Annotated in this window: 5 protein-coding genes; 4 read left to right on the forward strand and 1 reads right to left on the reverse strand. The window is 63.6% G+C overall.

Annotated elements, in window-relative coordinates; translation table 11 throughout:
• The first annotated feature begins 86 nt into the window (after positions 1–86).
• The 4 genes from KBB57_RS13935 (at position 87) to KBB57_RS13950 (ending at position 6877) form a co-directional block, all read left to right on the forward strand.
• Entirely contained in the window at positions 87–2648 is a 2562-nt protein-coding gene (locus KBB57_RS13935) for an FAD-dependent oxidoreductase (protein WP_290751280.1), read from the forward strand.
• A 117-nt stretch (positions 2649–2765) separates the two neighbouring features.
• Complete coding sequence (lepA, locus tag KBB57_RS13940; protein WP_290751282.1) at positions 2766–4565, forward strand: translation elongation factor 4; 1800 nt, start codon at positions 2766–2768, stop codon at positions 4563–4565.
• Between the two features lie 2 nt (positions 4566–4567).
• Positions 4568–4954: a hypothetical protein gene (locus KBB57_RS13945; protein ID WP_290751284.1), complete on the forward strand. Its 387-nt coding sequence runs from the start codon at positions 4568–4570 to the stop codon at positions 4952–4954.
• Positions 4955–4984: 30 nt separating this feature from the next.
• Positions 4985–6877, forward strand: a complete 1893-nt coding sequence (locus tag KBB57_RS13950) for a hypothetical protein (protein WP_290751287.1) — start codon at positions 4985–4987, stop codon at positions 6875–6877.
• Between the two features lie 28 nt (positions 6878–6905).
• On the opposite strand, the gene KBB57_RS20135 is transcribed toward KBB57_RS13950, so the two are convergent.
• A complete protein-coding gene (locus tag KBB57_RS20135; RefSeq protein WP_367272698.1) occupies positions 6906–7100 on the reverse strand; it encodes a type II toxin-antitoxin system RelE/ParE family toxin in 195 nt (64 codons plus the stop codon).
• Between the last annotated feature and the right edge of the window lie 207 nt (positions 7101–7307).

Here is a 7307-nt window from a genome sequence, read left to right on the forward strand (position 1 = left end):
ATCGGTCCCGCAGGGACCGCGCGCGGGCGACGGGATCCGGGCGCCGGGGCGCGGCGGGCGACGGTCGGGAGCGAGGGGAGGAACGCATGTCAGGGTTTCCGGAACGGGCGCGGGTGGTCATCGTCGGGCTCGGCGGCATCGTCGGGGCGTCGGTCGCCCATCACCTGATCGAGCGCGGCTGGGACGACATCGTCGGCATCGACAAGTCCGGCATCCCGACCGACATCGGCTCGACCGCCCACGCCTCTGACTTCTGCTACGCCACCAGCCACGACTTCCTCAGCTGCTGGACCACGCTCTACTCGGCCGATTTCTACGAGAGGATGGGCCACTACGCCCGGATCGGCGGCATCGAGGTGGCGCGGGTCGGCGACGACGAGCGCATGAACGAGATCCGGCGCAAGGTCGACAGCGCCAGGGCCTTCGGCACCCGGGCGCGGCTGATGGAGCCGGCCGAGATCAAGGAGAGGTTCCCGCTGATCGAGGAGAGCCTGGTGCAGGGCGGGCTCTGGGATCCCGACGCCGGGCTCGTCATCCCGCGCTCGCAGACCGTCGCCGGCAAGCTCGTCGACCGGGCCGAGGCGGCGGGCAAGCTCCGCGCCTTCGCGAACACCCCGGCGACGTCGCTCGTCATCGAGGACGGCCGGATCCGCGGCGTGGCCACCCCGCGCGGCACGATCCGCGCGGACCATGTCGTGGTCTGCACCGGCCTCTGGGGCCGGCTGATCGCGGCGATGGCCGGCGAGGATCTGCCGGTCATGCCGATCGACCATCCGCTGACGTTCTTCGGGCCCTATGACGCCTTCGCGGGGACGGGCAAGGAGATCGGCTTCCCGCTGCTGCGCGACCAGGGCAACTCCGCCTACATGCGCGACACCGGCGATCCGCGGACCGCCGAGGGCGGGCAGATCGAGTGGGGCTACTACGAGGAGCACGACCCCCGGCTCGTCCACCCCCGCGACCTCCCGGAGAAGGAGCAGGCGCGGCTGTCGCCGTCGCAGCGCGACCTCGACCTCGAGCAGGTGGTGGCGCCGATGGAGCGGGCGATGGAGCTGACGCCGATCCTAGGCCAGCTCGGCTACAACGAGGGCCACTCTTTCAACGGCCTCCTCCAGGTCACGACCGACGGCGGCCCGTCGATCGGCGAGAGCCAGAAGGTCCGCGGCCTCTGGTACGCCGTCGGCATCTGGGTCAAGGACGCGCCCGGCATGGGCAAGCTCGTCGCCGACTGGATGACCGACGGCCGCACGGCGATCGACCACGCCCGCATCGACTACGCCCGCTTCAACCCCTTCGCGCTGACCGAGGACTTCATCGCCGCGCGCTGCACGGAGACGGCGCGCAAGGTCTACAACCCGCCCGTCCACCCGCGCGAGCCCTTCGCCGGCGGCCGCGGCATCCGCCGCTCGCCGTTCTGGGAGCGCGAGAAGGCGCTCGGCGGCCACTTCATGGAGCTCGGCGGCTGGGAGCGGGCGCATGGCTACGCCGCGAACGAGCACCTGCTCGCGAAATACGCCGACCGGATCCCGGTCCGCGAGAACGAGTGGGACAATCGCCACTTCTGGCGCGTCTCCAACGCCGAGCAGCTGGCGATGAGCGAGGATTGCGGCATCGTCAACCTCTCGCACTTCCACATGACCGACATCTCCGGCCCCGACCACGTCGCGATGATGGAGTGGCTCTGCGCGGCGAAGGTCGGCGGCGACGCCAATATCGGCAAGGGCATCTACACCCACTTCCTCGACGATGCGGGCAACGTCCGCGCCGACTTCACCCTCTTCCGCATGCCCGACCGCATCCGCCTGGTGAACGGCGCCGACGCCGGTCCGCGCGACTTCCACTACATGCGCCGCGTGGCGCAGGACCGCGGCTACGACGTGACGATCGAGGACGTCGCCGAGAGGTTCGTCACCATCGGCATCTGGGGCCCGAACGCGCGGGAGACCCTTGCGAAGGTGGTCGAGGACCCGGCCGCGCTCGCGACGGAGAGCTTCCCCTTCGCGGCGATCCGCCCCCTCCGCATCGCCGGCAAGGACGTGACCGCGTTCCGCATCTCCTATGTCGGCGAGCAGGGCTGGGAGCTGCACATGGCGTACGGGGACGGCCTCGCCGTCTGGGACGCGCTCCGCGCCACCGGCGTGATGGCGGTGGGCGTGGAGACCTACGCCAACAGCCGGCGCATGGAGAAGAGCCTGCGCCTCCAGAACGCCGACCTGCTGACCGAATACAACCTGCTGGAGGCGGACCTGGCCCGGTCAAAGGTCAAGGAGGCTGACTTCCGCGGCAAGGCGAGGCACCTCGAGCACCGCGCCCGCGCCCACCAGCCGGCGATGCTCTGCACCCTCGTCATGACCGACAACGCCGACGGCGCCGGCGTCGCCCGCTACCCGGTCGGAACGCTGCCGGTTCTCGATCCCGCGACCGGCGAGACCCTGGTCGACGCGCTCGGCCGGCGGTCCTTCACCACCTCGATCGCCTTCGGGCCGAGCGTGGGCCGGAACATCGCGCTCGCCTACCTGCCGTGGGAGTGGTGCCAGACCGGCCGCAGGCTCGCCGTCCAGTACTTCGGCGAGACCTACCCGGTCGAGGTCGCCGCCGTCGGCTACCGGCCGCTCTACGATCCCGAGAACCTGAAGCCGAGGAGCTGACCCGCCCCGGCCAGCCCGACGACCACCCGGGGCCCGCGGGCGCAGCGCGCAGGCGGGCCCCGGGTGGCCTCCGCCGCCCCTTGACGCCCGCGCCGGCGCGCCCGCATACCCGCGCGCATGACCGAGACCGCGCGCATCCGAAACTTCTCCATCGTCGCCCATATCGACCACGGGAAATCCACCCTGGCCGACCGGCTGATCCAGACCACCGGCACGGTCGCCGACCGCGACATGCAGGCGCAGATTCTCGATTCCATGGACATCGAGCGCGAGCGCGGCATCACCATCAAGGCCAACACCGTCCGCCTCGACTACCGCGCCCGCGACGGCCAGGACTACGTCCTCAACCTCATCGACACGCCCGGCCATGTCGACTTCGCCTACGAGGTCTCCCGCTCCATGCGCGCCGTCGAGGGCTCGCTCCTCGTCGTCGACGCCTCGCAAGGGGTCGAGGCCCAGACGCTCGCCAACGTCTACCAGGCGATCGACGCTGGCCACGAGATCGTCCCCGTCCTCAACAAGATCGACCTCCCCGCCGCGGAGCCCGAGCGGGTGAAGGAGCAGATCGAGGACGTCATCGGCATCGACGCCTCCGACGCCATCCCGATCTCCGCCAAGACCGGCCTCGGCATCGCCGACGTCCTCGAAGCCATCGTCGCCCGCCTCCCCGCCCCCCAGGGCGACCCTGCCGCCCCCCTCAAGGCGATGCTGGTCGACAGCTGGTACGACGCCTATCTCGGCGTCGTCGTCCTCGTCCGCATCATCGACGGGGTGCTGAGGAAGGGCGACCGCATCCGCATGATGTCGACCAACGCCGTCTACCCGGTCGACCGCGTCGGCGTCTTCCGCCCCGGCATGACCCCCATGGACACGCTGGGCCCGGGCGAGATCGGCTTCCTCACCGCCTCGATCAAGCAGGTCCGCGACACCCGCGTCGGCGACACCATCACCACCGAGCGCAAGGGCGCGACCGAGCCGCTCCCCGGCTTCAAGCCCTCGATCCCCGTGGTGTTCTGCGGCCTCTTCCCGGTCGACGCTTCCGACTTCGAGGCGCTCCGCGACGCCATCGAGAAGCTTCAGCTCAACGACGCCAGCTTCACCGCCGAGATGGAGACCTCCGCCGCCCTCGGCTTCGGCTTCCGCTGCGGCTTCCTCGGCCTCCTCCACCTCGAGGTGATCCGCGAGCGCCTGGAGCGCGAGTTCGACCTCGACCTCATCACCACCGCGCCCTCGGTCGTCTACCACATCTACCGCACCGACGGCACGATGCTCGAGCTCCACAACCCCGCCGACATGCCCGAGGCGGTCAAGATCGACCACATCGAGGAGCCCCGCATCAAGGCGACGATCCTCGTCCCCGACGAGTACCTCGGCGACGTCCTGAAGCTCTGCCAGGACCGCCGCGGCGTCCAGCTCGACCTCACCTACGCCGGCTCCCGGGCGATGGTCGTCTACGACCTGCCGCTCAACGAGGTGGTCTTCGACTTCTACGACCGCCTGAAATCCGTGACCAAGGGGTACGCCTCGTTCGACTACACCGTGACCGGCTACCAGGAGGACGACCTCGTGAAGATGGCGATCCTCGTCAACGACGAGCCGGTGGACGCCCTCTCCACCATGGTCCACCGCGCCCGCGCCGAGGCCCGCGGCCGCGCCATGGTCGAGAAGCTGAAGGAGCTGATCCCCCAGCACCTCTTCAAGATCCCGATCCAGGCGGCGATCGGCGGCCGCATCATCGCCCGCGAGACCATCTCGGCCCTGCGCAAGGACGTGACGGCGAAGTGCTACGGCGGCGACATCACCCGCAAGCGCAAGCTGCTGGAGAAGCAGAAGGCCGGCAAGAAGAAGATGCGCCAGTTCGGGCGGGTGGACATCCCGCAGGAGGCGTTTATTAATGCGCTGAAGATGGATGGGTAGTGATGGACGAGCGCTATGAGATGACTCGTGCATTTGAGAACGACGTAAGGAATGTTTGTCGAGAGCTATGGCCAGATGCTTTCTCCGGGAGTGCTGAGACGCTTCAGGGACACGAGCGTGATGGTGTTTTCAGAACTTTAGATACAGTGCACCTCGTCGAGGCTACTGTAAGTGGAAAGCTTCAAGCAGCCAAAGAGAAGCTTCAAAAGCTAACCAAACTCGTGTCAGAGATGAGGCGCGAGCCTGCAAATGAGGATAAAAACTTTCAGATCTGGCTTGTACTTAAGCAAGATCCCACGGGAAATCAAGCCGCCCTGAAGGGAGATCAAGCTATCCGGTCAAAAGCCAAATGCCCAATTCATATCTTAAGCCTGCAGACTTTGTTCTAACGTCTGGTAAATGCTGGCCTATATGGAAAATTGCGAGAGAACTATTACTTTGGTAGCGCCAGAGAACTTTCTAATAACAGCGGAAGGATAACTGATAGCTACGTACCTCTTGATTTTGTACTGGACTCTAAAGAAGTTATATCCTACGAACGCCTTATTGATAGGGTTTATGACTCCAACGTCAGAGGCATTGTATTTCTCGGCGACTTTGGCTCTGGAAAGAGCATGACGCTTAGAGAAATATTTCTCTCTAGCTTCCAAAGGTTCAAAGCCGGATATTCGGCTCGATTCCCTATTCACCTGAACCTTGTCGATCACTTTGGACAAAGGTCTCCGGCTGAAGCTCTCATTCGCCACTGCGAGCAAATCGGTTTCGCAAGTGCGAACGGACTGATCGGCGCATGGCGAGCAGGATTCTGCGATCTTCTTCTTGACGGATTCGATGAGTTATACACGACAAAATTTGTGCTTTCTGTTAAAAATATGCGGAAAGCCAAAAGCGATTCCCTTGAGTTAGTTAGACGTTTTGTGAAAGATACACCGGTTGGTAGCCGTGTATTCATGGCTGGACGCTCAAGTTATTTTGGAGCATCCACCAGTGATTTGCGTAACGCCCTCGCTCTGAGTGAAGATTTTACAATTAGTGACATTAGTAACTTCAGCCCAGAACAGGTGGAACGGTACCTTGCAAACCACAATCTTCACCAGTCTCTTCCCGATTGGCTTCCTAGGCGCCCTCTCTTGCTCGGCTACCTGATATCGCGCCACGTGTTCGACAAGCTCGCGCTGAACAATTTCCAGGATGCCGCCAATGGTTGGGACTACTTACTAGACCAAGTTGCAGCGCGCGAGGCAGATCAGTCACCGGCAGGCCTGCGCGATCCTGTAGCGGTCAGGAGATTTCTGGAACGACTGGCCTGGGAGGCTCGCGGCTCTCAGAGCGGACGTGGCCCCCTTTCGATAGAGATTTTGCGGCGCACCTTCTCGGATGTTTTCGGGTTTGAGATGAACGCCGAAAGCGAGCTGTTCGTGTACCGTCTTTGCGGGCTCGCATCCTCTTCCAGCGATCCGGAGGCAAGGGAGTTCTTTGATTTGGACTTCTGCGACGCCTGCGCCTCTGCAAACGTTGCAAGGTATGCTACATCACCGTTTGAGAACTCCAATCTTATAAAACTAAGAGGGCGCCATCAACTCGGGGAACTGGGCGTTCGGATGTGTTGCCGGGACATCCAGCGCGCCGTCGTAGGCGAACGCCTGTTCCGAGCGAGCTTTGAGCACTGCATCAACAACAGCGGCGACTCTCTTCTTTTGTTCGATCTTATTCAAGTATTTTCGATGGTTTTCGGCGGAAAAGTTCCGCCTGTAACGATTAGAGAGTGCGATATTGATGCGCTCGTAGTTACTGCGCAATCCGACCTTTCGCAGGTTTTTTTCGATGAGTGCGTTATAGATCAACTCTATGTGGAAGAGGAAGAGGTGGGACAAAAGGCCCCTCGATTGCGGAGTTGCCTCGTGACAAGCCTAATTGGCCGGGCCAATCGAGATGCCCTGCCCCCCGGCATGATCGACGCAGCCACTGAGGTGATTTCCTTCGCCGACACCTACGACACCAATGCACAAATCTTGCGATCCGGTCTTCCCGTTGAAATGGCCCTGCTGATTACCGTCCTTAGGAAACTTTTTGTACAAAGAGGGCGTGGTCGGCGCGAGAACGCGTTTTATCGCGGTATTGAGCCCCAGCATCGATCCACTGTTAAATCTATACTTGAAATAATAGTATCAAGTGGCCTTGCTTCCCCGGCCCCCGGAGCATCGGGTGTCGTGTACTTGCCGAACTACAGCCGCTCGCACGAAGTCTTCTCGCTTCTTGCAAGCCCTCTAGAAGCTAGGTCCGATCTCACCCGGGCTGTCAAAGACCTCTAGCAAGTATGGTGGGTGCTCGCACCCACCATCACCCAATCCCCTCTCTCCACCGCAACGCCGCTACATTCTGCCGTGCATGCAGCACCCGGACGATGCCGATCGCCCCGCCGTCGAGCGCCAAATAGGACACCACATGCGCCCCGCAGGGAAACGAGCGCAGCCCGGGGCGAAAGGCGTCGCGACGGCGCCCGCCCCCAGGTGTCGGTCGTGAAGCCGCAGATATCCTCCAAGTCGGCCAACGCCGCCTCGGTCAGGCAAAGCTTGCGCCCCACTATCTGAACGCGTCCGGTTCCCAGGCGCGGGGTAAGCGTCCGGGCTGACCGCCCTGCCTGACGCGAGGCGTCGGCGATAGTGTCCACCATGGGATGATGGACACTATCGGTTTGCGGTGACGAAGCAGAAGAGGCGGCGGGTCTGGTCGGCGGCGGAG

This window comes from Amaricoccus sp. (genome assembly GCF_017993425.1).
GTDB lineage: Bacteria > Pseudomonadota > Alphaproteobacteria > Rhodobacterales > Rhodobacteraceae > Amaricoccus.